The organism is Mycobacterium sp. BK086, from assembly GCA_004362315.1.
In the GTDB taxonomy this organism is placed as follows: Bacteria; Actinomycetota; Actinomycetes; order Mycobacteriales; family Mycobacteriaceae; genus Mycobacterium.
In genome coordinates this window covers 365,793-391,339 of sequence record SNWL01000007.1, presented here as the reverse complement: position 1 = coordinate 391,339, position 25,547 = coordinate 365,793, and the positions used below count along the sequence as shown (strand labels likewise).

Annotated in this window: 24 protein-coding genes; 8 read left to right on the top strand and 16 right to left on the bottom strand. The window is 66.8% G+C overall.

Translation table 11 applies throughout. From position 1 onward, the window contains the following. Positions 1 to 20: 20 nt before the first annotated feature. From EV580_RS25635 to EV580_RS25610, 6 genes are all read right to left on the bottom strand, one after another. Positions 21 to 683: an esterase gene (locus EV580_RS25635; RefSeq protein ID WP_208114663.1), complete on the bottom strand. Its 663-nt coding sequence runs from the start codon at positions 681 to 683 to the stop codon at positions 21 to 23. A gap of 1 nt (position 684) precedes the next feature. Next, positions 685 to 1,995 (bottom strand): hypothetical protein, encoded by a 1,311-nt coding sequence (locus EV580_RS25630; protein ID WP_208114662.1) that lies wholly within the window; start codon positions 1,993 to 1,995, stop codon positions 685 to 687. Continuing rightward, positions 1,992 to 2,489, bottom strand: coding sequence for a hypothetical protein (locus EV580_RS25625; protein WP_133694758.1), 498 nt, complete (start codon positions 2,487 to 2,489; stop codon positions 1,992 to 1,994). The genes EV580_RS25630 and EV580_RS25625 overlap by 4 nt, the downstream gene beginning before the upstream one ends. Next, entirely contained in the window at positions 2,486 to 2,950 is a 465-nt protein-coding gene (locus EV580_RS25620; protein WP_166654907.1) for a DUF4232 domain-containing protein, read from the bottom strand. Before EV580_RS25620 ends, EV580_RS25625 begins: the two co-directional genes overlap by 4 nt. A 97-nt stretch (positions 2,951 to 3,047) precedes the next feature. Further along, positions 3,048 to 4,889, bottom strand: coding sequence for an MFS transporter (locus tag EV580_RS25615; protein ID WP_286171861.1), 1,842 nt, complete (start codon positions 4,887 to 4,889; stop codon positions 3,048 to 3,050). Positions 4,890 to 5,120: 231 nt separating this feature from the next. Next, on the bottom strand, positions 5,121 to 6,371 hold the full coding sequence (locus EV580_RS25610; protein WP_183519375.1) for a multidrug effflux MFS transporter: 1,251 nt from the start codon (positions 6,369 to 6,371) through the stop codon (positions 5,121 to 5,123). A gap of 136 nt (positions 6,372 to 6,507) precedes the next feature. Between EV580_RS25610 and EV580_RS25605 the strand changes: the two genes are divergently transcribed. Together EV580_RS25605 and EV580_RS25600 are read left to right on the top strand one after the other, a co-directional pair. Then, the gene (locus EV580_RS25605) at positions 6,508 to 7,257 is read left to right on the top strand and encodes a hypothetical protein (protein ID WP_133694751.1); all 750 of its coding nucleotides are present in this window, start codon (positions 6,508 to 6,510) and stop codon (positions 7,255 to 7,257) included. Between the two features lie 179 nt (positions 7,258 to 7,436). After that, positions 7,437 to 11,153, top strand: coding sequence for a multifunctional oxoglutarate decarboxylase/oxoglutarate dehydrogenase thiamine pyrophosphate-binding subunit/dihydrolipoyllysine-residue succinyltransferase subunit (locus EV580_RS25600; RefSeq protein ID WP_133694749.1), 3,717 nt, complete (start codon positions 7,437 to 7,439; stop codon positions 11,151 to 11,153). A 77-nt stretch (positions 11,154 to 11,230) separates the two neighbouring features. On the opposite strand, the gene EV580_RS25595 is transcribed toward EV580_RS25600, so the two are convergent. Then, positions 11,231 to 11,605 (bottom strand): DUF732 domain-containing protein, encoded by a 375-nt coding sequence (locus tag EV580_RS25595; RefSeq protein WP_133694747.1) that lies wholly within the window; start codon positions 11,603 to 11,605, stop codon positions 11,231 to 11,233. Positions 11,606 to 11,706: 101 nt separating this feature from the next. Here EV580_RS25595 and EV580_RS25590 point away from each other — a divergent pair, with 101 nt between their 5' ends. Beyond that, positions 11,707 to 12,537 (top strand): SDR family NAD(P)-dependent oxidoreductase, encoded by an 831-nt coding sequence (locus EV580_RS25590; RefSeq protein ID WP_133694745.1) that lies wholly within the window; start codon positions 11,707 to 11,709, stop codon positions 12,535 to 12,537. Positions 12,538 to 12,542: 5 nt separating this feature from the next. Here the strand turns inward: EV580_RS25590 and EV580_RS25585 are convergent, their stop codons facing one another. Further along, the gene (locus tag EV580_RS25585) at positions 12,543 to 13,382 is read right to left on the bottom strand and encodes a glycine betaine ABC transporter substrate-binding protein (RefSeq protein WP_286171853.1); all 840 of its coding nucleotides are present in this window, start codon (positions 13,380 to 13,382) and stop codon (positions 12,543 to 12,545) included. 23 nt (positions 13,383 to 13,405) lie between these two features. Continuing rightward, complete coding sequence (locus EV580_RS25580; RefSeq protein WP_133695045.1) at positions 13,406 to 14,566, bottom strand: NAD(P)-dependent malic enzyme; 1,161 nt, start codon at positions 14,564 to 14,566, stop codon at positions 13,406 to 13,408. Positions 14,567 to 14,710: 144 nt separating this feature from the next. On the opposite strand from EV580_RS25580, the gene corA reads away from it, so the two are divergent. Further along, positions 14,711 to 15,817, top strand: a complete 1,107-nt coding sequence (gene corA / locus EV580_RS25575) for a magnesium/cobalt transporter CorA (RefSeq protein WP_370581706.1) — start codon at positions 14,711 to 14,713, stop codon at positions 15,815 to 15,817. A 6-nt stretch (positions 15,818 to 15,823) separates the two neighbouring features. On the opposite strand, the gene EV580_RS25570 is transcribed toward corA, so the two are convergent. The 6 genes from EV580_RS25570 to EV580_RS25545 form a co-directional block, all read right to left on the bottom strand. Next, a complete protein-coding gene (locus EV580_RS25570; RefSeq protein ID WP_133694741.1) occupies positions 15,824 to 16,420 on the bottom strand; it encodes a suppressor of fused domain protein in 597 nt (198 codons plus the stop codon). Next, positions 16,421 to 17,590 carry an ABC transporter ATP-binding protein gene (locus EV580_RS25565; protein ID WP_133694739.1) on the bottom strand — a complete coding sequence of 390 codons (1,170 nt, stop codon included), beginning with the start codon at positions 17,588 to 17,590 and terminating at the stop codon, positions 16,421 to 16,423. 4 nt (positions 17,591 to 17,594) lie between these two features. Further along, the gene (locus tag EV580_RS25560; RefSeq protein ID WP_133694737.1) at positions 17,595 to 18,431 is read right to left on the bottom strand and encodes a carbohydrate ABC transporter permease; all 837 of its coding nucleotides are present in this window, start codon (positions 18,429 to 18,431) and stop codon (positions 17,595 to 17,597) included. Continuing rightward, positions 18,432 to 19,355, bottom strand: coding sequence for a carbohydrate ABC transporter permease (locus EV580_RS25555; protein WP_133694735.1), 924 nt, complete (start codon positions 19,353 to 19,355; stop codon positions 18,432 to 18,434). It abuts the gene before it with no gap. Continuing rightward, entirely contained in the window at positions 19,352 to 20,764 is a 1,413-nt protein-coding gene (locus EV580_RS25550; protein ID WP_133694734.1) for an ABC transporter substrate-binding protein, read from the bottom strand. Before EV580_RS25550 ends, EV580_RS25555 begins: the two co-directional genes overlap by 4 nt. A 175-nt stretch (positions 20,765 to 20,939) precedes the next feature. Then, positions 20,940 to 21,458, bottom strand: a complete 519-nt coding sequence (locus tag EV580_RS25545) for a YflT domain-containing protein (RefSeq protein ID WP_133694732.1) — start codon at positions 21,456 to 21,458, stop codon at positions 20,940 to 20,942. A 107-nt stretch (positions 21,459 to 21,565) separates the two neighbouring features. Here EV580_RS25545 and EV580_RS25540 point away from each other — a divergent pair, with 107 nt between their 5' ends. Together EV580_RS25540 and EV580_RS25535 are read left to right on the top strand one after the other, a co-directional pair. Beyond that, the gene (locus EV580_RS25540) at positions 21,566 to 22,198 is read left to right on the top strand and encodes a DUF4190 domain-containing protein (protein WP_133694730.1); all 633 of its coding nucleotides are present in this window, start codon (positions 21,566 to 21,568) and stop codon (positions 22,196 to 22,198) included. Then, positions 22,195 to 22,671, top strand: a complete 477-nt coding sequence (locus EV580_RS25535; protein ID WP_166654884.1) for a DUF4190 domain-containing protein — start codon at positions 22,195 to 22,197, stop codon at positions 22,669 to 22,671. The genes EV580_RS25540 and EV580_RS25535 overlap by 4 nt, the downstream gene beginning before the upstream one ends. Here EV580_RS25535 and EV580_RS25530 read toward each other — a convergent pair whose 3' ends face one another. Next, a complete protein-coding gene (locus EV580_RS25530; RefSeq protein WP_133694729.1) occupies positions 22,672 to 23,640 on the bottom strand; it encodes an HpcH/HpaI aldolase/citrate lyase family protein in 969 nt (322 codons plus the stop codon). A gap of 24 nt (positions 23,641 to 23,664) precedes the next feature. Here EV580_RS25530 and EV580_RS25525 point away from each other — a divergent pair, with 24 nt between their 5' ends. Both EV580_RS25525 and EV580_RS25520 read left to right on the top strand, forming a co-directional pair. Further along, on the top strand, positions 23,665 to 24,957 hold the full coding sequence (locus tag EV580_RS25525) for a magnesium transporter MgtE N-terminal domain-containing protein (RefSeq protein WP_133694727.1): 1,293 nt from the start codon (positions 23,665 to 23,667) through the stop codon (positions 24,955 to 24,957). Continuing rightward, a complete protein-coding gene (locus EV580_RS25520) occupies positions 24,954 to 25,511 on the top strand; it encodes a DUF1003 domain-containing protein (RefSeq protein ID WP_133694725.1) in 558 nt (185 codons plus the stop codon). The genes EV580_RS25525 and EV580_RS25520 overlap by 4 nt, the downstream gene beginning before the upstream one ends. The last annotated feature ends 36 nt before the right edge of the window (positions 25,512 to 25,547 follow it).

Below are 25,547 nucleotides of genomic sequence, written 5' to 3'. Positions count from 1 at the left end.
ATCGCAGGGGTCGGCACCGCTCAATTCAGATACGGCGCGAGCTCGGCGCGCGGTACCGCCGCCTGCAGCGGGCCCTCGTTCTGGCCGAACATCTGGTCCTGGTCGAAGAAGAAGATGACCTCGTCGTCGGTGATCGCGAAATTGCGGTACGCCGCCGGGTCGAGGCCACCGCGCGGCGGCAGCATCTGCGTGCTCGACGCGAGGTCGCGGCGCACCGACGGTGCGATGACGTCGAACGCGCCCGGCTTGAAAAAGGTGTCGTAGGTGATCGGAGCGTGCTTGGCCAGGTCGTAATTGAAGGCCTTCATCGAACTCACCGGATGGACGCCGACGTCCTCGCCGACCCGCAGCACCACGCTTTGGGTGCCGGCGGAGTGATACTCCTTCGCCGACACCGCCAGCTGATAGGGCGCGGGCCGGTCCCCCAGCGGGAACTTCTGGGCGTAGTCGACGAAGTGGTCGCGCCGCTGGGTCAGGTACGCCGTCAGCGCCTGTGCGTCGGGATAGTCGACCGGGAAGCTCAGGTTGATCGCGTAACTCGCCGTGGCGCTGTGGCTGTGGCAGATCTGCTCGGCATCGACCGTTCCGCCGAAGTCGGCACAGGACGCCGGATCTGCCGCAGCCGGGCCGCACCCGATGACACCGGCCAGTGCCACGACACCGAGGAACACAGCCCGTCGCACGTCAGGAATCCGCGGTCGGATACAACATCGCGTTGCTCACCGCGCCGCCGTTGATCGGCGGCCCGAGCAGGACGGTCGCCGTGTTCGCCGCCGGGTCGTAGCTCACCAACGAGTTGCTTCCACTGCAGCCCACCTGGCCCCGCACCAACAACCTGTCATTTGCCGCGCCGGCCACGAAGACGTTCTCGGACACACCGGGAATCGTCACCCGGGTGGTGTGTCCGTCGGCGGTCAGCTTGGACAGGAATACGGTGCCGCATGCACCGACCGATTGAAGGAAGATGCCGCTCGGCAATTTCCAGGCGTCACCATCGCCGATATCGCCGCCGAACCCGTTGTCTTCCTGGCCGGAGTTGACGGCGGTGATCGGCGTGGGTGCACCACCGTCCAGCGGCACCTCCCAGAGCTGGTTCGCCGAGCTCCGCTCGACGGTGCAGTGCACCAGGATCGAACCCGGCGTCCACCATTTGACCGGTCCGCACAGGGCTTTCGGCATCGGCGCCGGCAGCGTTTTGGTCACCGTGCCGTCGTTCGTCATCAGGACGAGGCTGTTGTCGCTGCGCGGCACGACCTCATTGCCGAGGTTGGCGGTGGCAAGCACCAACTGCGTGCCATCAGGGGACTCCACATAGTCGCCGCCGAACTGACCCGCGCCGGCCAGATCGCCGGTCGGGTACGTGAACTGCGGATTACCTTTGAGATCAACCCTTTTGAGAGTTCCCGGCTGGCTGCCATTGAACGAGGTCGACACCAACAGCGCGGTGCCGTTGGGTCGGGTGTAGGCCGGATGGCCGTCGACCGGGATGGTGGTCTGCTCCCCGGTGTGCAGGTCTACCGAGACCGCCGATGTCGGGCTGGCGTAAGACCCGGTGAACAACGCGTGGCTGCCGTCGCCCGACCAGTCGACCAGTCGCATTTCAGTACCGGGCGCAAATGTGGTGATCGCGTAGCGGTTACCCGCCGGGTCCACCAAATACAGTGTCGTGCCGACGGTCTCATGGGTCGGTTCGTCGGGATCGCGCTGCTCGCCGGGCCGATGCGGAACGACCGGGCTCCACTCGGCCAGCGTCCAACCCGGCCCGACCTTCGACCATGGAACATCTTTGAGCGCGGCCTCGGTGGCAGCAACCGGTGTCGCCGGCGCGGCCGGGGTCGTCGGCGCCGGAACGACACTGGAGGCCGGCGCTGAAGAGCTCTGAGCCGCAGGGGTATTCGTCGACGACGAGCAACCCGCCACCACCCCGGCTACCGCCACCACGGCGGCAACGCAGCGAAAATTGTTCATGGAGGTACCCTTTCCGAAGTTGCTCATGCGCCGATCCTGCCGATGGCGATCTGCGCGAATTGCTTGAGCTGGTCACACGAAGTGCCGTACCAACTGGTGGCTCGGTACAGCCGATTCCCGCTGAGGAGGACCACCACCGTCGTGGACGGCGGTGTTGTCGTCGGCTCGTGGACGCACTGCGCCCGGAGACCGAGGCCATCGACTGGTGTGCTGTTGGCGCCGTTGGCCGCCAGCGCGAACTGCGTGGCCGCGTCCACCGGAAATGACTGGGGCAGGCGAAGATCGGCCTGCAAGCCGGTGTCGCTGGTGCTTGTGGTGTAGCTGCAGAACAGGTCGGACGATCCGGCCTCGTCGCCCCACGCCGTGGTCTGGACCGGACCTCCGAGAAGCGCGCCCGCCTCGTCGGCGGACACCCAGGCGCAGGGCTGGAACGCGGCAGGCTGAGCCGCAGCGGGCGCCGCCAGACCGGTCGCCATTGTCACCGTCGCCGCCACGGAGGCGGCTAGCGTCGCCCGTCTCATGACGCGCTTGTGACCGGGTGTACCTGCAGTTGGCAGGTGTCGATGGTGGCCGGGACGGTCACCGTGCCGGTGGTGTTGGGCGGGGTGACGAGCAAGTCGGTGTAGGTCGGGCACTGGTTGGTGTCGGCATCGACGGCGACGCCCTCCACCATGGCCTGCGCCGGATGCCCCGGCCCCAGGGTGACCGTGGGCGGGATGTCCACCCCGCTTGGCAGGCCGCCGAGATATCCGCGCAGCGTTCGCCGGGCGTGCAGCAAGGGTCCGCCGGTACCGGAGTCGACGCCCGGATAGCCGGTCAGTGTGCAGGGGTCGGCGCCGGGCGCAAGGGCGAAAACCAGTGGCACACCCCGATGGGAAACCCCCGCCTGCATGGGCAATGCGGTCACCACGAGCTGCGCCGGAGCGCACGGCGACGCAGCGTCGTCGGCCTGCGCGGTCGGCAACCACGCGAGAGCGGCCATACTCACCATCGTGGCGGTCAGGGCCGGCTTGATCGTCATGACATCAGTGAAGACTGTCTACGGCGCTACCGATCCCAAAATGGACCGAACACTCTGGTCAGTCGCCCGGGCGTGAGTGGCGACCGTAGCTCTGGACCTCGTCGTGCTCGTCACGATAGTGCCGGGCGGGCCGAGGTTCACTCTCGTCAGTGAGGCGGTGCCGCGAGCGCGGCCCAGGTTCGGGTGCCACCCTCTCCAGCGGCCGGTAGCGCGACTCGCCGTCGACATGGAAGCCGTTGTGCGCGAACCCGATCGGATCGATCAGCGGGTCGAATTTTCGCCGTTCGGAATTTGGTTCGGGTTCGGGTTCGGGTTCGGGACGCTCCCACACGATCACTTCGGTCTTGTCGTCGATCTCGTCGATCTCGTCGGCGGCGTCGGGCACCGGCGCGGGCACCCGCTGGTAGGACGGCTCCACCAGATATTCGACGTAGTCGTCGTCGTCATAGCCCTCGTCGTAGGCGGGGATCTCGTCGGTGATCTCGTCGTCGTCCATACGCGCACGCGCGAACCGGGGGCCCAGCACGAACAGCGCAGCCACGATTCCGAACAGCGCGACGAACGCCGGCAGCAGCATCGATTGCGACAAGGCTGCAGCGAACGGCTCGTGCAGGAACGAGGGAAGGCTCAGCACGGCCAGGTCAGCGGGCGAGGCGTCTGACGGTGCGGCCGGCATCTCGTCGCTGATCCGCGACGCCATGAACGCGGCGATCCCCGCGCTGCCGAGCACCGATCCGACCTGGCGCGTCGTGTTGTAGACACCGGCACCGGCGCCGGCCAGATGCGGCGGCAGGTTGCGGGTGGCGGTGGTGGCCAACGGCGCCCAGATGAACGCCATGCCGACGCCCATCGCGATGAGTGGCAACACCAGCCGCCAGATCGGGGTCGTCGGCGTCATGTCGATCGACAGCCATGTCAGGGCGATGGCGACGACGGAGAACCCGAATCCGAGGATCGGACGGGGATGCGCCTTATCGACCAGTTGCCCGACGAACGGGGCCAACACCCCGCTGACGATCGCCATCGGCGCGATCAACAGCGCGGAACGCGTCGGCGACAGCCCACACACCACCTGGGCGTAGAACATCACCGGCAGCATCATCGCGGTGACGACGAAACCGATCACGGCCACACCGAGATTGGACAGGCTGAAGTCTCGGTCCGAGAACATCTCCAGCGGGATCAGCGGCTCGCGCGGATTGATCGACTGCCAGTACACGAATGCGGTGAAGAACCCGATACCGGCGACGATGACCGCCCAGATCCACGCCTGCCACTGGTGACCCTGGCCTTCCTGCAGCCCGAACACCACCAGGAACATGCCGATGCCGGAGAGCGCGACGCCGACCACGTCGAACCGGTGACGCGTGGTGGGCAGCGTCGGGATGAGCCACACCGCCAGCGCCAGACCGATCACCCCGACCGGGACGTTGACGAAGAAGATCCACTCCCAGCCCAGGCGACCGACGAGGACACCGCCGGCCAGCGGGCCGACCAGGGTGGCGACGCCCGCCGTCGCTCCCCACATGCTCATCGCCACGCCGCGGCGCTCGGGCGGGAAGATCCGGGTGATCGTCGACAACGTCTGCGGGGTCAGCAGGGCGGCGCCGAGGCCCTGCGCGACGCGGGCGGAGATCAGCATCTCGATCGAGCCGGCCAGCCCGCACCACAGCGACGACACGGTGAAGATGGCCAGGCCGATGATGTAGAGGTTCTTCGGGCCGAACCGGTCACCAAGACGTCCGGCCAGCAGCAGCGGCACCGCGTAGGCCAGTAGATAGGCGCTGGTCACCCAGATGACGGTGTCGTAGTCGGTGATCTCCAGCCCGTCCATGATGCTCGGGTTGGCGACCGCGACGATCGTCGAATCGACGAGGATCATGAAGAAACCGACGAGCATGGCCCACAGTGCCCGCCACGGATTCGCGGGAGGATCGAGCACACCGTCCGGATCGAGGTCCAAGTCCACGTCCGGCACAGGGCCGGCCATGTTCCCGGTCATATCCATCCTTCAGTCGGCTTGTTCCGATGGTGCGGGCGCGCGTCCGCCACAACGTTGTGGGCCCCCGCGCCTCATATCGTCACGCCGCTTGACCGAGCCTATCGGCCCGTCGCGCGCGATCGTCGGGGGCTAGTGCTCGGCGGTCTCGTCGCCGCCGCCGACCGCCAACAGCGCCAGCAGTGCGATCGCCACACCCGCCGTCATCACGATCGACAGCGCGATCTCGTCGTTGCCCATCAGACCCACCACCGGAGCGATCACCGCACCCACGGTGAACTGCGCGGCACCCAGCAGCGCGGCGGCCGTGCCGGACGCTTCGTGGTGGCGGGAGAGTGCGACGGCCGGAGCGTTCGGGATGACAAAACCCATCATCGCCAGGACAGCCCAGACCGGGACCAGGAAGCCGTACACCCCACCGGTGTGGGTCACGGACAGGGCGATGAAGACCGCTCCGACGACCGTCGCGGTCACCAGCGCACCCACCAGGATGCGCAGTGGCGAGAACCGGCGCAGCAGCACCACATTGAGCTGGGTGGCGGCGACGAAGGCGATCGCGCCCGCACCGAACACCAGCGCGAAGGTCTGCTGATCCAGGCCGTGCCTGCCTTGCAGGACGAAAGCCGCACCGGCGATGTAGGCGAACAGCCCAGCCATCCCGAGTGCGCCGACCAGGACGAGGATGACGAACCGGAGATCACGCAGCAGGAAGAGGTAGGTCGACGCGATCGAGCGCACTCGCAACGGCAGCCGGTTCGCCCGTGGAAGGGTTTCCGGCAGCGCCAGCGCGGCGACGATCAGCAGCAGGCCGGCCACCACGATCAGCCCGGCGAACACCCAATGCCACGACGCCTTCAGCAGCACCGCCGCGCCCAGCGACGGCGCGACGATCGGCGCCACCCCCAGCACGAGCATCAGCCGCGACATCACCGTGGCGGCCTCGCTGTCGTCGAACAGATCACCCACGACGGCGACCGCCACCACCATCGCGGCCGCCGCACCCATGCCCTGCAGGCCACGAGCCACGCTGAGCACCTCGATGTTGGGCGCGAACAGGCAGGCGAGCGAGGCCAGCATGTGCAGGACGATCCCGGCCATCAACGGACGGCGCCGGCCCAGCGAATCCGACAGTGGGCCGACGATGAGCTGCCCCAGCGCCAGCCCCGCCAACGTGCCGGTCAGCGTCAGCTGCGCCACCGACGAGGACACCCCGAGTTCGTGAGCGATCCGCGGCAGTGCGGGCAGGTACATGTCGATGGTCAGGGGGCCCAACGCCACCATCGCACCCAGCACGACGATCATCCGCACCTGGCTGGGAGTTGCCACCGCCGCGGCCTCGGCCGACGTGTTTCGGGTGGCAGTCACAGTCCGGGATGTTGCCATGCACACCCACAGCGCGCGCCAGTGAATATTTGTTCCTCCTGGGGCTATCCGGCCTGCGGTGACCGGGATCACCGCAGGGCACCTTTCTTCGGGGCTCGTTCGTTAGCCTGGGAGTACTTGACCAGGAAGGCACGCCATGAAGGTTCGCCGAGGAAGCGCCGAGAATTTACCGGCGCGGGTCGACGACGACGCGACCATGTCCGCGCGGGTGCTCTCCCAGGTCATCGAGCGCAGCACCCGCGTGCAGGCGCCGGCGGTCAAGGCGTACGTCGCCCGGCTGCGGCGCTCCAATCCGGAGGCCACCCCTGCCGAGATCGTCACCAAGCTCGAGAAGCGCTTCCTGGCCGCGGTGATGGCCAGCGGCGCCGCCGTCGGTTCGGCGGCCGCGGTGCCGGGAATCGGCACGCTGACCGCGTTGTCGGCGGTGGCCGGCGAGACCCTGGTGTTCCTGGAGGCCACTGCGGTCTTCGTGCTGGCGATCGCCGAGGTGCACGGCATCCCGATCGAGCAGCGGGAGCGCCGCCGGGCGCTGGTGCTGGCGGTGCTCGTCGGCGACGAGAGCAAGGGTGCGATCGCGGACCTGCTCGGCCCGGGCCGCACCAGCGGCGCGTGGCTGGCCGAGGGTGCCGAGATGCTGCCGCTGCCCGCGTTGTCACAGCTCAACACCCGCTTGATGCGGTATTTCGTCAAGCGATACACCCTCAAACGCTCAGCAATGGCGCTGGGCAAAATGCTGCCCGTCGGCATCGGAGCCGTCGTCGGTGGCGGTGGCAACCGAATGATGGGCAAAAAGATCGTGAACAATGCCCGCACGGCGTTTGGGCCCGCGCCCACTCGATGGCCGGTCAGTCTGCATCTGCTGCCTGCGATCGAGCCCGGACAGTAGCCGTTCGCCGACGTCTGTCGACCGGTTGTCGCAGCAGTGCTCGGCATGGTGGCGACGTGCTTCGGGAACACGTGAGAAGGGATAGCCTTTTAGGCGCGGCTACGTGCCGGGGCTGACAAGTGGGGGCAACCGTCCAAGCGCGGCTTGCCCGGACGAAGGAATTGAGGCGAGCAACTGCCGTGAGCAGTACCAGTTCACCATTCGGCCAGAACGAATGGCTTGTCGAGGAGATGTACCGCAAGTTCCGCGACGACCCCTCCTCGGTCGACGAGAGTTGGCACGAGTTTTTGGTCGACTACAACCCTGAGCCGACGACCGAGTCGATCGCCACCGGCAACGGACAGTCGGCCCCCAGCGCGGCGCCCGTGGCGCCGCCGGAGCCCGCACCGGCACCGCCTGCCACGCCGGCCCCCGCCAAGACCGCTCCCGCGGCCAACGGCGCGGCCGCCCCGGCCAAGACGCCGGCTCCCGCTGCCAAGGCGGCGCCGGCCCCTGCTCCCAAGGCCGACAGCGGCGAAGAGACCCAGGTGTTGCGCGGCGCGGCGGCCGCCGTCGTCAAGAACATGAACACCTCGCTGGAGATCCCGACCGCGACCAGCGTGCGGGCCATCCCGGCGAAGCTGATGATCGACAACCGCATCGTCATCAACAACCACCTCAAGCGCACCCGCGGCGGCAAGGTGTCGTTCACGCACCTGCTGGGCTACGCGATCGTCCAGGCGGTCAAGGCGTTCCCCAACATGAACCGCCACTTCGCCGAGGTCGACGGCAAGCCGAATTCGGTGACGCCGGCGCACACCAATCTGGGCCTGGCTATCGACCTGCAGGGCAAAGACGGCAAGCGCTCGCTGGTGGTCGCGGCGATCAAGAACTGCGAGACGATGCGGTTCGGTCAGTTCATCGCCGCCTATGAGGACATCGTGCGGCGCGCCCGCGACGGCAAGCTCACCGCCGAGGACTTCGCCGGCGTGACGATCTCGCTGACCAACCCGGGCACCATCGGCACCGTTCATTCGGTGCCGCGGCTGATGGCCGGTCAGGGCGCGATCGTGGGTGCCGGCGCGATGGAGTACCCCGCCGAGTTCCAGGGCGCGAGCGAGGAACGCATCGCCGAACTGGGCATCGGCAAGCTGATCACGCTGACGTCGACCTACGACCACCGCATCATCCAGGGTGCGGAGTCCGGCGACTTCCTGCGGACGATCCATCAGCTGCTGCTCTCCGACGATTTCTTCGACGAGATCTTCTTCGAACTGGGCATCCCCTACGAGCCGGTCCGCTGGCGCACCGACAACCCGGACTCGATCGTCGACAAGAACGCGCGGGTCATGGAATTGATTGCGGCATACCGCAATCGCGGACACCTGATGGCCGACATCGACCCACTGCGGTTGGACAAGACCCGATTCCGCAGCCATCCCGACCTCGACGTCAACACCCACGGCCTCACGCTGTGGGACCTGGACCGCGTGTTCAAGGTCGACGGGTTCGCCGGCAAGGAATACAAGAAGCTGCGCGATGTGCTCGGGCTGCTTCGCGATGCCTACTGCCGCCACATCGGCGTCGAGTACACCCACATCCTCGAACCCGAGCAGCAGAAGTGGCTGCAGGAGCGCATCGAGGTCAAGCACGAGGGACCGACGGTCGCGCAGCAGAAGTACGTGCTGTCCAAGCTGAACGCCGCCGAGGCGTTCGAGACCTTCCTGCAGACCAAATACGTTGGGCAGAAGCGCTTCTCGCTGGAAGGCGCCGAAACCGTCATCCCGATGATGGACGCGGCGATCGACCAGGCCGCCGAACACGCGCTCGACGAGGTCGTGATCGGCATGCCGCACCGCGGCCGGCTCAATGTGCTGGCCAACATCGTCGGCAAGCCCTACTCGCAGATCTTCAGCGAGTTCGAGGGCAATCTGAACCCCTCGCAGGCGCACGGCTCCGGTGACGTCAAGTACCACCTCGGCGCCAGCGGCAACTACATCCAGATGTTCGGCGACAACGACATCGAAGTGTCGCTGACCGCCAACCCGTCGCACCTCGAAGCGGTCGACCCGGTCATGGAAGGCATCGTCCGGGCCAAGCAGGATCTGCTGGACAAGGGTACCGGCGAGGACGGTTTCACCGTGATGCCGATGATGCTGCACGGCGATGCGGCCTTCGCCGGCCAGGGCGTGGTGGCCGAGACGCTGAACCTGGCGCTGCTGCGCGGCTACCGCACCGGCGGCACGATCCACATCATCGTCAACAACCAGATCGGCTTCACCACCTCGCCGCAGGACTCGCGCAGCTCGGAGTACTGCACCGACGTCGCAAAGATGGTGGGAGCCCCCATCTTCCACGTGAACGGCGACGACCCCGAGGCCTGTGTCTGGGTGGCACGGTTGGCCGTGGACTTCCGCCAGAAGTTCAAGAAGGACGTCATCATCGACATGCTGTGCTACCGCCGTCGCGGGCACAACGAAGGTGACGACCCGTCGATGACCCAGCCGTACATGTACGACGTCATCGACACCAAGCGCGGTGTCCGCAAGACCTACACCGAAAGCCTGATCGGCCGCGGCGACATCTCGATGAAAGAGGCCGAGGACGCACTGCGCGACTACCAGGGCCAGCTGGAGCGGGTGTTCAACGAGGTTCGCGAACTTGAGAAGCACGATATCGAGCCCAGCGAGTCGGTCGAGGAAGACCAGATGATCCCGCGCGGTATGACCACCGCGGTGGACAAGTCGCTGCTGGCGCGCATCGGCGACGCACACTTGGCGTTCCCCGATGACTTCAACGTGCATCCGCGCGTCAAGCCGGTGTTGGAGAAGCGCCGCGAGATGGCCTACGAGGGCAAGGTCGACTGGGCGTTCGCTGAATTGCTGGCGCTGGGAACATTTTTGGCCGAGGGCAAGCTGATCCGGTTCTCCGGGCAGGACACCCGCCGCGGCACGTTCACCCAGCGGCACGCCGTGATCATCGACCGCAAGACCGGCGTGGAGTTCACCCCGCTGGACCTGCTGACCGTCAATCCCGATGGCACGCCGACCGGCGGCAAGTTGATGGTGTACGACTCCGCACTGTCGGAGTACGCGGCGGTGGGCTTCGAATACGGCTATTCGGTGGGCAACCAGGACGCACTTGTGTTGTGGGAGGCGCAGTTCGGCGACTTCGTCAACGGCGCGCAGTCGATCATCGACGAGTTCATCAGCTCCGGCGAGGCCAAGTGGGGCCAGCTCTCCGATGTGGTGCTGCTGCTCCCCCATGGCCACGAAGGCCAGGGGCCGGACCACACCTCGGGCCGCATCGAGCGGTTCCTGCAGCTGTGGGCCGAGGGCTCGATGACGATCGCGTTGCCGTCGACCCCGGCGAACTATTTCCACCTGCTGCGCCGCCACGGTCTGGACGGGGTGCACCGTCCGCTGATCGTGTTCACGCCGAAGTCGATGCTGCGCAACAAGGCTGCCGTCAGCGACATCCGGGACTTCACCGAGCAGAAGTTCCGGTCGATCATGGAAGAGCCGACCTACACCGACGGCGACGGCGATCGCGACAAGGTCACCCGAATCCTGTTGACCAGCGGCAAGATCTACTACGAACTGGTCGCACGCAAGGAGAAGGACAAGCGCGACGACGTCGCGATCGTGCGGGTCGAGCAGCTGGCTCCGCTGCCCAAGCGGCGGCTGAGCAACACCCTCGACACCTATCCGAATGCCAAGCAGTTCTTCTGGGTGCAGGAAGAGCCGGCCAACCAGGGCGCGTGGCCGACATTCGGGCTGACGCTTCCGGAGTTGTTGCCGGAGAAGCTGACCGGGATCAAGCGGATCTCTCGCCGCGCGATGTCGGCACCGTCGTCAGGCAGCTCGAAGGTGCATGCCGTCGAGCAGCAGGAGATCATCGACGAGGCGTTCGGCTAGGCCCTCGCGCGCCGACTGTGTCCCTCGTGCACGCCGAATCGCGGTTCTGCGTGCATGAGGAGCACAGTCGCGCGCGGCTAGAAGCCCAGGTTGTTCAGGAAGGGCAGCGGGATCGGCGTCTGCCCGTTGGCCAGATCCTGCACGGCACGCGGGCAGAAGAACGACACCGCGAGACCGGTGAACATGGTGGCCGGGCCCAGGGGCCGGCCGAGCCGGTCGGCGACGGTGGACGCGATATCGGCGGTGTTCTGGCTGCGATCGGCGAGCAGCGGGCAGATCGACTGGCCCAGCTCCACGGCCTGTCCCGGGTCGATATCCGTGATGCCGGCGCTGGCCAGCGAGGTGAGGAATTCATCGGCGGTGGTGTCGGCCTGGGCGGGGGCCGCGAGCGCGATCGCGCTTGCGATCAAGCCGGCAACGGCTGCGGCGCTGGAAATCCGGCGAAACATCATGCTCTAAGCATCGCGGACGGGTATCCCCCTGTTACCCGCGGGCCCCGACCCGATACCCTTGGTCCCATTAAACACGCGTCGAACAACTCGGAGGAGCGTTCATGCAGGGTTTTGCCGGGAAGGTAGCGGTCGTCACCGGAGCCGGGTCGGGCATCGGCCAGGCGCTGGCACTCGAGCTGGGCCGATCGGGCGCCAAGCTCGCCATCAGCGATATCGACACCGAGGGCCTCGCGGTGACCGAGGAGCGTCTCAAGGCGATCGGCGTCGAGGTCAAGGCCGATCGGCTCAACGTCACCGAGCGGGAGGCCTTCGGAGCCTACGCCGACGGCGTCAAGGCGCACTTCGGCAAGGTCAACCAGATCTACAACAACGCCGGGATCGCGTACTCCGGCGACGTGGAGATCAGCCAGTTCAAAGACATCGAGCGGATCATGGACGTCGACTTCTGGGGCGTCGTCAACGGCACCAAGGTCTTCCTGCCGTATCTGATCGAGTCCGGCGACGGGCACATCGTCAACGTCTCCAGTCTGTTCGGCATCTTCTCGGTGCCCGGCCAGGCCGCCTACAACGCGGCCAAGTTCGCCGTCCGCGGCTTCACCGAGGCGCTCCGGCAGGAGATGATCCTGGCCAAGCACCCGGTCAAGGTGACGACCGTGCACCCGGGCGGAATCAAGACCGCCATCGCCCGCAATTCCACTGTGGCCGAGGGACTTGACCAGGCGGAAATGGCGAAGGCGTTCGACAAGAAGCTGGCCCGCACCACCCCGGAACGCGCCGCCGAGATCATCCTCGACGCGGTGCGCAAGAACAAGGCCCGGGTGCTGGTCGGTGCCGACGCCAAGATCCTCGACGTGATCGTGCGCATCACCGGCTCGGGCTACCAGAACCTGTTCTCCACCGTGCTGCCCAAGCTCGCCCCGCCGATGCGCTGAATTCTCTAGCGCCCCAATGGGTGTGCCGATAGCCATTCCTCGGCCACCGACCGCGGATCCCGACCCTCGGCGACATGCTGGCGCATGTCGACCAGGGAGCCGGTGTCCAGCACGCCGGCGAGCTCGTTGATCGCGCGGGCCTGCTGCTGGTCGAGTTCGTTGCGCCGATAGAGCGGCACGATGTTCTCGGCCATCACCAGCGCAGGCTTGCGGTCGGCGAGCACGACGAGCTCGCTCGGAATGCCGGTGTCCGCAGTGCCCGTCCAGCCGGCGGTGATCGCCCCGGCCCGCAGCGCCTCGAACATCGTTGCCTGGTCCGGGAATGCGCGCACCGGCGGCAGTGTGCAGCTGCCCACCACGTTCGGCAGACCACGGGCGTGCGCCACGGCGCCGACCCGCAGTCCGGCACAGTGACCGACCAAGGCGGTCAGATCGCGGCTCCCCCACGCCGTCGCGGTCGCATCAGTGACGACCAACGCGGGCTTGTCCTCGGCCGAGGTGGTGTAGTCACCGGCCGCGACGCCTTCCGGCAGGACGCCGACCATGGCGCGGTACACCTGCGAATCCGACCGCACCGTGGTCCCCGGGGCGAACTTCTGCAGCAGCCGGCCGGTGAATCCCGGCACCACACTGACGGTCCCGGAATCCAGGGCGACCAGCGGATGGTCGACGATCTCGACGTGCGCGGCGCTGCCGTACGAGCGCAGCGCCGCCGCGTACAGATTGGCCAGCAGCGTCATCTCCGGGTCGGCCGTCGCACCGACCGCCAGCGACGGACCCGGCGACGGCGATCCGCACGCGACGACAACCAGGACCAGCAGTCCCAGCACCAGCCGGCGAAACATCGTCGGCCCCAGAAGATTTCGCTCTAGGATTCGGCCACCGCGGCCACCGCCGCGGCCACCGCAGGCCCGACCCGCGGGTCCAGCGGACTCGGCACGATGTGATCGGCCGCCAAGTCATCACCGACGACGGAGAAGATCGCCTCAGCCGCTGCGACTTTCATCTTCTCGGTGATGCGTCGCGCACCGGCATCGAGCGCACCGCGGAACACACCGGGGAACGCCAGAACATTGTTGATCTGGTTGGGGAAGTCGCTGCGCCCGGTCGCCACGACCGCGGCGTACTTGCGTGCCACATCCGGGTGGATTTCCGGATCCGGGTTGGACATGGCGAACACGATGCTGTTCGGCGCCATCGTGGCGATGAACTCTTCGGGAACGAGTCCGGCCGAGACCCCCATGAACACGTCGGCGCCATCGAGCGCTTCGGCGATCCCACCGGTGAGCCCGCGCGGGTTGGTCCGCGTCGCCAGCTCGGCCTTGACCGAGTTCATATCGCCGCGGCCCGTGTGCAAGATGCCCTGGCTGTCCAGCACCGTGATGTCGGTGATGCCCGTGGCGAGCAGAATGTTCGTGCACGCGACGCCCGCGGCACCCGCACCCGACATGACCACCTTGAGGCTGTGCATGTCGCGATCGAGGAACTTGGTGGCTCCCATCAGCGCGGCGAGCGCGACGATCGCGGTGCCATGCTGATCGTCGTGCATGACGGGGCAGTCCAGTGCCTCGATCAGGCGCTGCTCGATCTCGAAGCAGCGGGGAGCGGAGATGTCCTCGAGGTTGACCGCACCGAACGTCGGGCGCAACCGGATGACCGTCTCCACGATCTCGTCGGGATCCTTGGTGTCCAGCACGATCGGGATGGAGTCCAGGCCCCCGAACGTCTTGAACAGTGCCGACTTGCCCTCCATCACCGGCAGCGACGCCGCAGGACCGATATCGCCAAGACCGAGCACAGCGGTCCCGTCGCTGATCACCGCGACCAGTCGGTTGGCCCAGGTGTACTTCTTGGCCAGGGTGTGATCGGTGGCAATCGCGCGGCTGACCTGGGCTACGCCCGGGGTGTAGGCGATCGACAGGGCGCGCTGGGTGTCCAGCGGCGCCTTCAGTTCGACAGACAGCTTCCCGCCCACGTGAGCGGCGAAGATCTCCTCATCGTCGATTACAACGCGGGGGGTACTCACCATTTCGGACACGGCGTCAGGGTACTCGCCCCCGAAACCTCACCGACCGGGGTTCCCCCGCCGTGAACTTCGCCGGGAAAGCTACTGGCGCGTAGCATTTCCCCTCGGGCCCACCGGGGCCTCACCCACGCCGTGAGGGGAGGTCGCATCATGCCGTCATTTCGCGCCCGGCCACAGGCCCTGTTGGGCGGGACCCGCTCACGATCCACCCCCGTCGATGCCAAGCGCATCCACGTCCCCGTCGCACGCGCCATGGTCGACTGCGCCATCTACCTCGACGGCGACCGCGTGGCCGGGAAATACACCCACGCCGCGGCCCTGGACAAGGTCCGCGAGTTCGAGTCCCTTGGCCAGAAGGCCTACGTGTGGATCGGCTTGCACGAGCCCGACGAGCACCAGATGCAAGCGGTCGCCGAGGTGTTCGACCTTCACCCGCTGGCCGTGGAAGACGCGGTGCACGCCCACCAGCGCCCGAAGGTGGAGCGCTATGACGACACGCTGTTCCTCGTACTCAAGACAGTGACGTACGTACCGCACGAGTCGGTCGCACTGGCCCGCGAGATCGTCGAGACAGGCGAGATCATGGTGTTCGTCGGCGCCGACTTCGTGGTGACCGTGCGCCACGGCGACCACACCGGACTCGCCGGTCTGCGCAAGCAGCTCGAAAGCGAGCACAAGCAGCTGTCGCTGGGCCCGTATGCGGTGATGCACGCGATAGCCGATCACGTCGTCGACACCTACCGCGATGTCAGCGAGCTGATGGAATGCGATATCGACGCCATCGAATCGGAGACGTTCTCGCCACTGACCAAGACCGACATCGAACCGATCTACATGCTCAAGCGTGAAGTCGTCGAATTGCGAAGGGCTGTCTCACCTCTCACCGTCGCACTCGGCCGGTTCAACACCGAGTTCAAAGACCTCATGTCCAAGGAAGTGTTGCGCTACATGCGCGACGTACTGGATCACCAGACCCAGGCCGCCGACCGGATCGCCTCCTATGACGAGATGCTGTCCTCGTTGGTGCAGGCCGCGCTGGCGAAGGTGGGCATGCAGCAGAACGTCGACATGCGCAAGATCTCGGCCTGGGTGGCGATCGCGGCGGTACCGACGATGATCGCCGGCATCTACGGGATGAACTTCGAGCACATGCCCGAATTGTCATGGACCTGGGGCTATCCGGCGGTACTTCTGCTGATGCTGACGGCGTGTGGCTTCCTGTACCACAACTTCCGCCGCAACCATTGGCTCTGACCGGGACTAACCCGGTTGGGCCGCACGGCGATTCGGATCCAGCACGTCCACACCGTCGTCGATCCAGGCTTGGCGCATGGCATCGGCACCCTTGAGCCGCACCCACGCCGCCTCGGTCTGCGTCACGGGTATCGCCGCCAAGAAGTGCACCGGGTCACGTGGCGCTTGCAGCGGCAGGTCGGCGACGGCCGAATCACCCAGCAGCACAGCGGTAAACGCGGCCCCCTCCCACAGTGGCGCGGACAGATCGATCAGCGCATCGGCCACGAGCACCACACCCTCGACGGCCGGAGTCGCCGCGATCACCGCCAGGCTGCGGGCCAAACCGGGCGTGGAAGTCGTGGCACGTAACGTCAGTACCACCTCGGCCCGCGGTCCGCGCAATGGATCAGCGACATCGGCTGCCGCCTCGGTCATCGGGTGCCGCGAACATCCCAGCGTCACATAGTGAGCCACACCGCTCGGGTCAGGCCCGAACCGCAACACCTCGAGGCGTTCGAGACCCAGGAATGTGACACTGGCCGAGTCCGGCTCGGCATCGATGCCCGCCTCAGCGAAGTGGCCGCGCACATGGGCGCGGACCTGATCCAGGGGCTGACTCACTCAGGCCGGCGGAATCGTCAGGTTCACACCGCTGTCGGCATCGAAGATGTGCAACTTGGTGGTGTCGAACGCCAGCTCGACGGTCTGCCCGATGGACACCTTGGACTCCGCGGAAAGCCGTGCCACGAACTCGTTCTCACCCGCGCCGGATTCCGCGGCCAGCTCGGCGAGCTGTGCCGACTTCGCGCCGTCGCCGGAGGTCGTGAAGTACACGTACTTGTCCGCACCGAGCGACTCGACCAGGTCGACCTTCACCTCGAAGGTCAGCGCGCGAATACGCTCGTAGGCGTCCAGCAGCGCGGCGTCTTCGAAGTGTTCGGGCCGCACACCGACGATGACGTTGGCGGCCTTGGGATGCCGGCCCACCACGTCGGCGACCTCTTGGCTCAACGTGACCTCGCCGAACGGCAAGCGCAACCCCATCTCGCTCAGTGTCGCCGGGAAGAAGTTCATCGCCGGTGAGCCGATGAAGCCGGCGACGAAGAGGTTCGCCGGCCGCTCGTAGAGCTCCTCGGGGGTGCCGATCTGTTGTGCCTCACCGGCGCGCAGCACCACCACCCGGTCGCCGAGCGTCATCGCCTCGGTCTGATCGTGCGTGACGTACACGGTGGTGGTGCCGAGCCGGTTCTGCAGCCTGGCGATCTCACCGCGCATCTGGACGCGCAGCTTGGCATCGAGGTTGCTCAGCGGTTCGTCCATCAGGAAAGCCTTGGGCTGGCGCACGATCGCCCGGCCCATCGCCACCCGCTGCCGTTGCCCGCCGGACAACTGCGAGGGCTTACGGTCCAGAAGTTCGGACAGGTCAAGGATTTTCGCGGTCTCCTCCACCTTCTGCGCGATCTCGGCCTTACCCATCTTGGCCAGCGTCAGCGGGAAGGCGATGTTCTGCCGAACCGTCATATGCGGATACAGCGCGTAGGACTGGAAGACCATCGCGATATCGCGGTCGCGGGGCGCCTTCTCGTTGACCCGGCCACCGCCGATGCGCAGCTCACCGGAGCTGATGTCCTCCAGGCCGGCGATCATGTTGAGCGTGGTGGACTTACCGCACCCGGACGGACCGACCAGGATGACGAACTCGCCGTCGGCGATCGTCAGGCTGAGATCCTTCACGGCGACCGCGCCGTCCGGATAACTCTTGGTGACATGGTCCAGGACTATCTCGGCCATCGAACTACCCCTTCACCGCACCGGAGGTCAGTCCGGCCACGATCCGTCGTTGGAAGATCAGAACGAACACGATGATCGGAACCGTGATCACCATCGCGCCCGCCGCGATCGAACCGGTCGGCTCCTCGAATTGCGAACTGCCGGTGAAGTTCGCGATGGCTACCGGCGCGGTGATCGCGGCGTTGGTGGCCGTCAGCGACAGCGCCAGCAGCAGGTCGTTCCAGGCGAAGATGAACACCAGGATGGCGGCCGTCACGATGCCCGGTGCGGCCAGCGGTGCGATCACCCGGCGAAACGCCTGAGCCGCTGTGGCGCCGTCCATCTTGGCGGCCTTCTCCAGATCCCAGGGAATCTCCCGGAAGAACGCCGACAGTGTGTAGATCGCCAACGGCAGCGCGAAGGTGATGTACGGAATGATCAAGCCGGGCCAGGTATCGAACAGTCCGAGCCGGCGCTCGATGTTGAACAGCGGTGTCACCAGCGAGATCTGGGGGAACATCGCGATCAGCAAGGCCGCACCGATGAGCGCCTTCTTGCCCTTGAAGTCCAGCCGGGCCACGGCGTAGGCGGCCATCCCGCCGATGACCACCGCGATCACGGTGGTGATCAGCCCGATGCCGATCGAGTTGACCAGCGCGGAGCTGAAGGCGTCGCCGTTGAAGATGCCCTTGTAGTTGTCGAAGGTGATCTCCGACGGAATCAGCTTGCCGTCCTTGACGGTTGACGTCGGCTTCAGGGACAGGCTCAGGATCCACAGCACCGGGAAGAGCGCATAGATCACCACGAGGGCGTCGATGACCACCCAGCTCGCCGCCCGCCGGGCGCCAACCCGCTCAGACATCTAGCGCCCCTCGTCGTCCGTGCCCGGCGCCGCGGCGCCGAACAACTTGATGTAGATGAATGCGATGACGGCCACCGAGAGAAAGACCAGCACGCTGATCGCCGAGCCCAGGCCGATGTTGAACGCCTTGAACAGGTTGTCGTAGCCCAGGATCGAGACCGATGCCGTGTCGTTGGCACCACCGGTGAGCACATAGATGTTGTCGAAGATCCGGAACGCGTCCAGCGTGCGGAACACCAGCGCCACCAGGATCGCCGGCTTGATCAACGGCAGCGTCACCTTGATCAGCCGCGTCCACGGGCCTGCCCCGTCCACCTGGGCCGCCTTGAGCAGATCCTCTGGTACCAGCGCCAGCCCGGCCAGCAGCAACAGTGCCATGAACGGGGTCGTCTTCCACACCTCGGCGAGGATGATGACGGCCAGCGACGGAATCTGTTGTGTCAGTGGCGCGCTGCCGTCGGGAAGCAGATTGGCCAGGTACCCGGTGCCCGGCGTCCAGGCGTAGTACCAGCTGTAGGAGGCCGCGACGGTGACGATGCCGTACGGGATGAGGATCGCGGTGCGCACCAACCCCTTGCCGAAGATGGTGCGGTGCATGACAAGTGCCAGCGCCATGCCCAGAACGAACTCGATGGCCACCGAGATCACCGTGATGACCAGGGTGACGACGAACGCCGTCCACCAATACTTGTCGGTCAGGATCGTCTGGTAGTTCTCGAACCAGATGAACTTCGTGTCGGCCGGGCTGGCGAGGTTGTAGCGCTGCAGGCTCAGCCACACGGCGTACACGATCGGATACGCGGTCACCGCCAGCATCAGCACGACGGCCGGCGTGATCAGCAGATACGCCAGCCTGCGCTGAGAGTTGCGGTCTTCGCTGCGGGCCGCGGCATTGGCCGGAGTGCGCGGTGTCGCGGCGGTCATGGGATCAGCCCCTTGCCGTCAATCGCCTTCTGCACCTGATCGGTGAGCTCGTCGGCCGTCTTCTCCGGGTCGATCTGGGTGATCGGGGCCAGCGTGGCCGAGATGCGCGTCGAGACCGCCTGATAGTTCGGCGTCGCCGGGCGCACCGCCGCGGTGGTCAGCTGATCGCGAATGATCGAGTACTGCGGATACTTCTTCTGGAACTCTGGATCGTCATACAGCGACGCGCGGACCGCGGGCAGACCGCCCTCGATCGAGGTGTACTTCTGATTCTCCAGATTCCGGATGCACCGCACGGCTTCGAACGCCTCGGCCGGATGACGGGTGGTCTTGGCCACCGCGAGATTCAGTCCGCCGAGCGTGACCCGGGTCGGCTGGCCCGGGATCACTCCCGGGTACGGCGCGAACCCGAACACCTCCTTGGCGGCGTCGAAGGCGACGGTGAACTGATCGTCGGTCGGCGAGAACGTGCCCTCGTCGTTGATGCTGCCCGCCAGTTCAGGCTTCTCATTCAGCGGCAGGAACGGCACACCGCCCTTGACGGAGTTCTCCAACATCGAAGCGAACACGAACGGCCAGTTGACCTCAAGGGCGGCTTTGCCCTGTTCGAGCGCCAGCCGCGCGGTTCCCTCATCGGTCTGCGTGACCGAAGGATCCGCACCCGGCGCGGTGGCCACCGCCTTGATGATCTGCAGCGCCTTGATCGTCGCGGCGCGGTGTTCAGCGGTGTCGGTCAGCGTGACCCGTTTGCCGTCATCGGAAAGCACCTGTCCCCCAGCGCTTTCCAGCAAAGTGTTGAACCACACCACCAAGCCCTCGTACTGCTTGGCCTGGACCGCGATCCAGCTGGGCTTGCCCTCGGCGTGCAGACGGGTGGCCTCGGCCACCATGCCGTCCCAGGTGTCGGGCGGCGGAGCAACCAAATCAGCTCGATACCAAAGCAATTGGGTGTTCGTGGTGACCGGCGCGGCGAACAACTTGTCCTGCCACTTGGCGGTCTCGAGCGGGCCGGGCAGCGTGTTGTCATTCGCGTCGGCCTCGGCCCGTCCGGCCGGATCCTCGGACAATGGCAACGCCCAACCGGCCTCGGCGAACTCCGCGGTCCACACCACGTCCAGTGCCATAACGTCGAGCGTGCGATCGTTTCCGGTCAGCCTGCGCGCCAATTGGAGCCGCTGATCGTCGGCGGCCTTGGGCAGACTGCGCTGCTCGATGCGGAACCGCCCGCCGAGCTCGTCGTTGCATCGCTTGGCGACCGCGGTGAACGTCGCGGTCTCGCTGGCCGGCGTGTAAAAACTGACGACGACGCCGTTCTCACCGGAGCTGCACGACGAGACCAGAGATACGCATGTCAGAGCGGCTATCGCGGCCGCGCCCACCCGCCGAGCGCGTGCGCCTGGGCAAGCCATCCGCAACCGCCTCCCGTCTTCTCGACACGTGGCGCAACGGTATCCGGGTCGGGGCGCGCTGCATCACGGCAGGGCATTGCCCCGCGCGCAAACCGTAGAACCCCGGCGGCGTGATGTGCAACACTCCCACGCCGTATGCAGCCCAATCGTGACCGCCAAAGCCACGATTCGGGGCCTAAATGGTCAAGCGCGCCAGCATGTCCCGCGCCTTCTCGGCGCTCTGCGGATCACACAAAACGTCGTAGCGGCCCGCCACCAGTTGCATGGTCGAACTGAAATCCCTTGTGCCACGGGCCATCGCGTACGGCACGGCCGACGTGATGAGCCCGAAGATGACGCCCGCGACCACACCGGTGATCAGCGACGCCCACGGGTTGGGGCTGAAGAAGCCCAGCACCAGGCCGATGAAGATACCCAGCCAGGCGCCGGTGATCACCCCACCGCCGAGCACCTTTGGCCACGACAGCCGGCCGGTGACCCGCTCGACCTGCATCAAGTCCACGCCGACGATGGTCACGTCCTGCACGGGGAACTGCTCGTCGGACAGATAGTCGACGGCCTTTTGCGCCTCGGCGTAGGTGGGGTAAGAACCGATCGGCCAGCCCTTGGGCGGGGTCGGCAGGCCCACCGGCCCGCGACGGGACGCGGCGGAGCCGCCGCCTGGGTTCTGACCCGGGGTGAAAGGACTGGTCATAACTGAACATTCTCCTGTCGTGCGCACCGTTTGTCGCGTCGCTGCCACCAGCCTGCCCGACGGCAAGCCAGTCCCGCGCCACCTGCACATACGCTAGGTTGATCAGCATGACAGCTTCCGGCGGCGACTCCGGCGAAAAGCCGCAGAACGCAGGCGATCAGAGTCCCTCCGAAGGGACTTACGAAGCCCCGTCGCTCGAAAAAAACCCCACGCCGCCCAGCTACGAGGCAGCCCCGTCGGGGTATGAGCCGTCCCCGCCCGCCTATGAGGCGCCCAGCGCGTACCCGCCGCCGTCGGACTACCCCGCGCCCACGTATCTGCCGCCGGGCTACGCCCCGCAACCGGGTTACCCGCCGCCGGCCCCCGGTGGTTACGGAGCGCCGGGCTATTCAGAGCCGACGCCGTACTACCCGCCCCCGCAACCGGGCGGCGCATATCCGCCGCCGCCGCCACCGCAATACGGCGCCGCGCCCTATCCGGGCGGCTACGGCTATCCCGCACCGCCGACGGGAACCAACACGTTGGCGATCGCGTCGTTGGTGACCTCGGTCCTCGGGATCCCGTTGTTCTGTCTCTGGATCCTGTCCGTCGTCGGCGTCGTGCTGGGCGTCATCGCCCTCAACCAGATCAAGCAGACCCGCCAAGGCGGCTATGGCATGGCGGTCGCCGGGATCGTGCTCGGCGCGGCCACATTGGTCATCAGCGGAATCTGGACGATCGTCGGGATCGTGGCGCAATGACCATGCCGCCGCCGCCCGACGGCACGCCCAAGCCCACCGATCCCTATGCCCCGGTGGACTATCCGGCGAATTACCCGACGCCGTATCCGCCGTATCCGGCACCCTCGGGGTATCCGCCCCCGTCGGCTTATCCCCCGCCCACGGGCTACCCGTACCCGAACTACGCGGGCTACACCGCCGATCCCTACGATCCGTACCGGCCCACCAAACCGCCCGGCACCAACGGCAAGGCCATCGCGGCGCTGGTGACCTCGCTGGCCGGCCTGCTGTTGTGCGGTCTGCCGTCGATCGCCGGGATCATCCTCGGGATCATTGCCATGCGCGAGACCAAGCGCACCGGCCAGGACGGGTTCGGACTGGCGGTTGCCGGGCTGGCGATCGGCGCCGTGGTCGTGGTCGGGTACGTGTTGTGGTTCGTGTTCTGGGTGCTCGTGGCGGCCACCGTCCCGTCGTCCCCCGACTACTACCCCTAGCTAGGCCGGCGGCGCGAACCGTTCGCCCTGGCGGGCCATCCCGGCCGCCCGGCCTTTGCCCGCGACCACCAGTGCCATCTTGCGACTGGCTTCGTCGAGCATCTCGTCACCGAGCATCACCGCCCCGCGCGAGCCGCCGGCTTTCGAGGTGTGCCATGCGTAGGCCTCGAGAATCAGCTCGGCACGGTCGTATTCGCCTTGGCGGGGACTGAAGATCTCGTTGCCCGCGGCGATCTGATCGGGATGCAGCACCCACTTGCCGTCGTACCCCAGCGCCGCGGCGCGGCCGGCGACCCGGCGGAACGCGTCGGTGTCACGCACCTTCAGATACGGCCCGTCGATCGCCGCGATCCCGTGCGCGCGCGCCGCGACCAGGATCGTCATCAGCACGTGGTGATAGGCGTCGCCGACGTCGTAACCCTCGGGCTGCTCGCCCACCACCAGGGTGCGCATGTTGAGACTGGCCATCAGGTCGGCCGGTCCGAGCACCAGGGCCTGAACCCGCGGCGCACCCGCGATCGCGTCGATGTTGGTCAGCCCCTTGGCATCTTCGATCTGCGCGTCGATCCCGATCCCCCCGACCGGAAGGCCGTGGGTGAGCTCGAGCTGGGTGAGCAACAGGTCCAGTGCGTGCACATGGCTGGCGTCGGTCACCTTCGGTAGCACGATCACGTCGAGGTGGCCGTCGCGCGCGGACGCCACCTCCGACACCACGTCGATCACATCGCTGTACGTCCACGGCGTCGTCCAGTCGTTGACGCGCACGCCGCGCAGCTGACCCGCCCAGCCCGGGCTTGCCAGGGCCGCACCGACCTGTTTGCGGGCCTGCGCCTTGGCATCTGGCGCGACCGCGTCTTCCAGGTCGAGGAACACCTCGTCAGCGGGCAGGCTCTTGGCCTTCTCGATCATCTTGAGATTGCTGCCAGGAACTGACAGGCAGGTTCGGCGGGGTCGATAAGCGTTCTCCACGCTTACACTCCTACCCTTTGAGTCATGGCGTCGGTGAACAGGGTGTACGCGGCGCGGCTGGCAGGACTGGCCGTGCTCGGGCCGGACGGTGAGTCCCTTGGCCGGGTGCGCGACGTCGTGATCAGTATGAGCATCGTCCGCCAGCAGCCGCGCGTCCTGGGCCTGGTGGTCGAAATGCTCACCCGCCGAAGGATTTTCGTTCCCATCCTGCGGGTCACCGCCATCGAGCCGAACGCCGTCACGCTCAATACCGGCAACGTGTCGCTGCGCCGCTTCGCCCAGCGCCCCGGCGAAGTTCTGGTGCTCGGCCAGGTTCTGGACAGCCGGGTCCGCGTCGACGATCCCGAGATTCCCCAGATGGCCGGCGTGGACGTGGTGGTGGTCGACCTGGCCATCGAGCAGATCCGCACCCGCGACTGGGTGGTCAGCCGGGTGGCCGTGCGCAGCCACCGGCGGCTGGGCCGGCGCTCGACAGTGCAGGTGGTGGACTGGGACAACGTGCAGGGGCTCACCCCGTCCGCGTTGGCGATGCCGGGCCAGGGTGTGGCCCAGCTGCTGCACCAGTTCGAAGACAAGCGCCCGATCGAGGTGGCCGACGCCATCCGCGATCTGCCGGCCAAACGCCGTACCGAGGTGATCCAGGCGCTCGACGACGAACGGCTGGCCGACATCCTGCAGGAGCTGCCGGAAGACGACCAGACCGTCCTGCTGCTGCAACTGGACACCGAGCGCGCCGCCGACGTGCTCGAGGCCATGGATCCCGACGACGCCGCCGACCTGCTCGGCGTGATGAATCCGACCGAGGCCGAAGTGCTGCTGCGCCGGATGGACCCCGAGGATTCCGAGCCGGTGCGACGACTGCTGAGTCACTCGCCCGACACCGCCGGTGGTCTGATGACGTCGGATCCGGTGGTGCTCGCCCCCGACACCACGGTCGCCGAGGCGCTGGCCCGGGTGCGCGATCCCGATCTGACGCCGGCGCTGGCGTCCCTGGTGTTCGTGGTGCGCCCGCCGACCGCCACCCCCACCGGCCGCTACCTGGGCTGCGTGCACCTGCAGGCACTGCTGCGCGAACCGCCCGCCAACCTGGTCAGCGGCATCGTCGACACCGACCTGCCGAGCCTGCTGCCGGAGACCTCGCTGGCCGGGGTGACGCGGTACTTCGCCGCCTACAATCTTGTCTGCGGTCCGGTCGTCGACGAGCAGAGCCACCTGCTGGGCGCGGTGTCCGTCGACGACGTGCTCGACCATCTGCTGCCCGACGACTGGCGGGAGAGCTTCGAGGATCCGCATCTGAGCGCAGAGGGGACGACATGAGCGACTCGTCTGCGCGCCAGCGGCTGGACACCCCGCGCACGTCGCGGCGGCCGGTGTTCAACGTCGACCCCGAAGCGGTCGGCAATTTCAGCGAATCGATCGCCCGCTTCCTGGGCACCGGCCGCTACCTGGCCTGGCAGACGATCATCGTCATCGTCTGGATCGCGCTGAACCTGTTCGCGGTGACCTGGCAGTGGGACCCCTACCCGTTCATCCTGCTGAACCTGGCGTTCTCCACCCAGGCCGCCTACGCGGCGCCGCTGATCCTGCTGGCGCAGAACCGGCAGGAGAACCGGGACCGGGTCTCACTCGAGGAAGACCGCAGGCGCTCCGAGCAGACGAAGGCCGACACCGAGTTCCTGGCCCGTGAGCTCGCCTCGCTGCGGTTGGCGGTCGGCGAGGTGGCCACCCGCGACTACCTGCGCCGCGAGCTCGAAGAGATCCGCGAGTTGCTGGAATCGCTGCAGTCCGACGGCGGCGGCAAGCCCAAGAAGGACAAAGCCAAGAGAGCCCGGCAAGCCGTCGACCCCGTCGTCGAGGAAAGTCAGCCGTGACAAAGGTGACCATTGGATACCACTGAGGTCACGAAG

Excerpts from the sequence above, each read along its gene's own strand:
- EV580_RS25630 (WP_208114662.1), bottom strand. The coding sequence starts at position 1,995 with ATGAGCAACTTCGGAAAGGGTACCTCCATGAACAATTTTCGCTGCGTT.
- EV580_RS25625 (WP_133694758.1), bottom strand. The coding sequence starts at position 2,489 with ATGAGACGGGCGACGCTAGCCGCCTCCGTGGCGGCGACGGTGACAATG.
- EV580_RS25620 (WP_166654907.1), bottom strand. The coding sequence starts at position 2,950 with ATGGCCGCTCTCGCGTGGTTGCCGACCGCGCAGGCCGACGACGCTGCG.
- EV580_RS25615 (WP_286171861.1), bottom strand. The coding sequence starts at position 4,889 with ATGCTCGTCGGTTTCTTCATGATCCTCGTCGATTCGACGATCGTCGCG.
- EV580_RS25610 (WP_183519375.1), bottom strand. The coding sequence starts at position 6,371 with ATGGCAACATCCCGGACTGTGACTGCCACCCGAAACACGTCGGCCGAG.
- EV580_RS25605 (WP_133694751.1), top strand. The coding sequence starts at position 6,508 with ATGAAGGTTCGCCGAGGAAGCGCCGAGAATTTACCGGCGCGGGTCGAC.
- EV580_RS25595 (WP_133694747.1), bottom strand. The coding sequence starts at position 11,605 with ATGATGTTTCGCCGGATTTCCAGCGCCGCAGCCGTTGCCGGCTTGATC.
- EV580_RS25590 (WP_133694745.1), top strand. The coding sequence starts at position 11,707 with ATGCAGGGTTTTGCCGGGAAGGTAGCGGTCGTCACCGGAGCCGGGTCG.
- EV580_RS25585 (WP_286171853.1), bottom strand. The coding sequence starts at position 13,382 with ATGTTTCGCCGGCTGGTGCTGGGACTGCTGGTCCTGGTTGTCGTCGCG.
- EV580_RS25580 (WP_133695045.1), bottom strand. The coding sequence starts at position 14,566 with ATGGTGAGTACCCCCCGCGTTGTAATCGACGATGAGGAGATCTTCGCC.
- EV580_RS25565 (WP_133694739.1), bottom strand. The coding sequence starts at position 17,590 with ATGGCCGAGATAGTCCTGGACCATGTCACCAAGAGTTATCCGGACGGC.
- EV580_RS25560 (WP_133694737.1), bottom strand. The coding sequence starts at position 18,431 with ATGTCTGAGCGGGTTGGCGCCCGGCGGGCGGCGAGCTGGGTGGTCATC.
- EV580_RS25555 (WP_133694735.1), bottom strand. The coding sequence starts at position 19,355 with ATGACCGCCGCGACACCGCGCACTCCGGCCAATGCCGCGGCCCGCAGC.
- EV580_RS25550 (WP_133694734.1), bottom strand. The coding sequence starts at position 20,764 with ATGGCTTGCCCAGGCGCACGCGCTCGGCGGGTGGGCGCGGCCGCGATA.
- EV580_RS25545 (WP_133694732.1), bottom strand. The coding sequence starts at position 21,458 with ATGACCAGTCCTTTCACCCCGGGTCAGAACCCAGGCGGCGGCTCCGCC.
- EV580_RS25540 (WP_133694730.1), top strand. The coding sequence starts at position 21,566 with ATGACAGCTTCCGGCGGCGACTCCGGCGAAAAGCCGCAGAACGCAGGC.
- EV580_RS25535 (WP_166654884.1), top strand. The coding sequence starts at position 22,195 with ATGACCATGCCGCCGCCGCCCGACGGCACGCCCAAGCCCACCGATCCC.
- EV580_RS25525 (WP_133694727.1), top strand. The coding sequence starts at position 23,665 with ATGGCGTCGGTGAACAGGGTGTACGCGGCGCGGCTGGCAGGACTGGCC.
- EV580_RS25520 (WP_133694725.1), top strand. The coding sequence starts at position 24,954 with ATGAGCGACTCGTCTGCGCGCCAGCGGCTGGACACCCCGCGCACGTCG.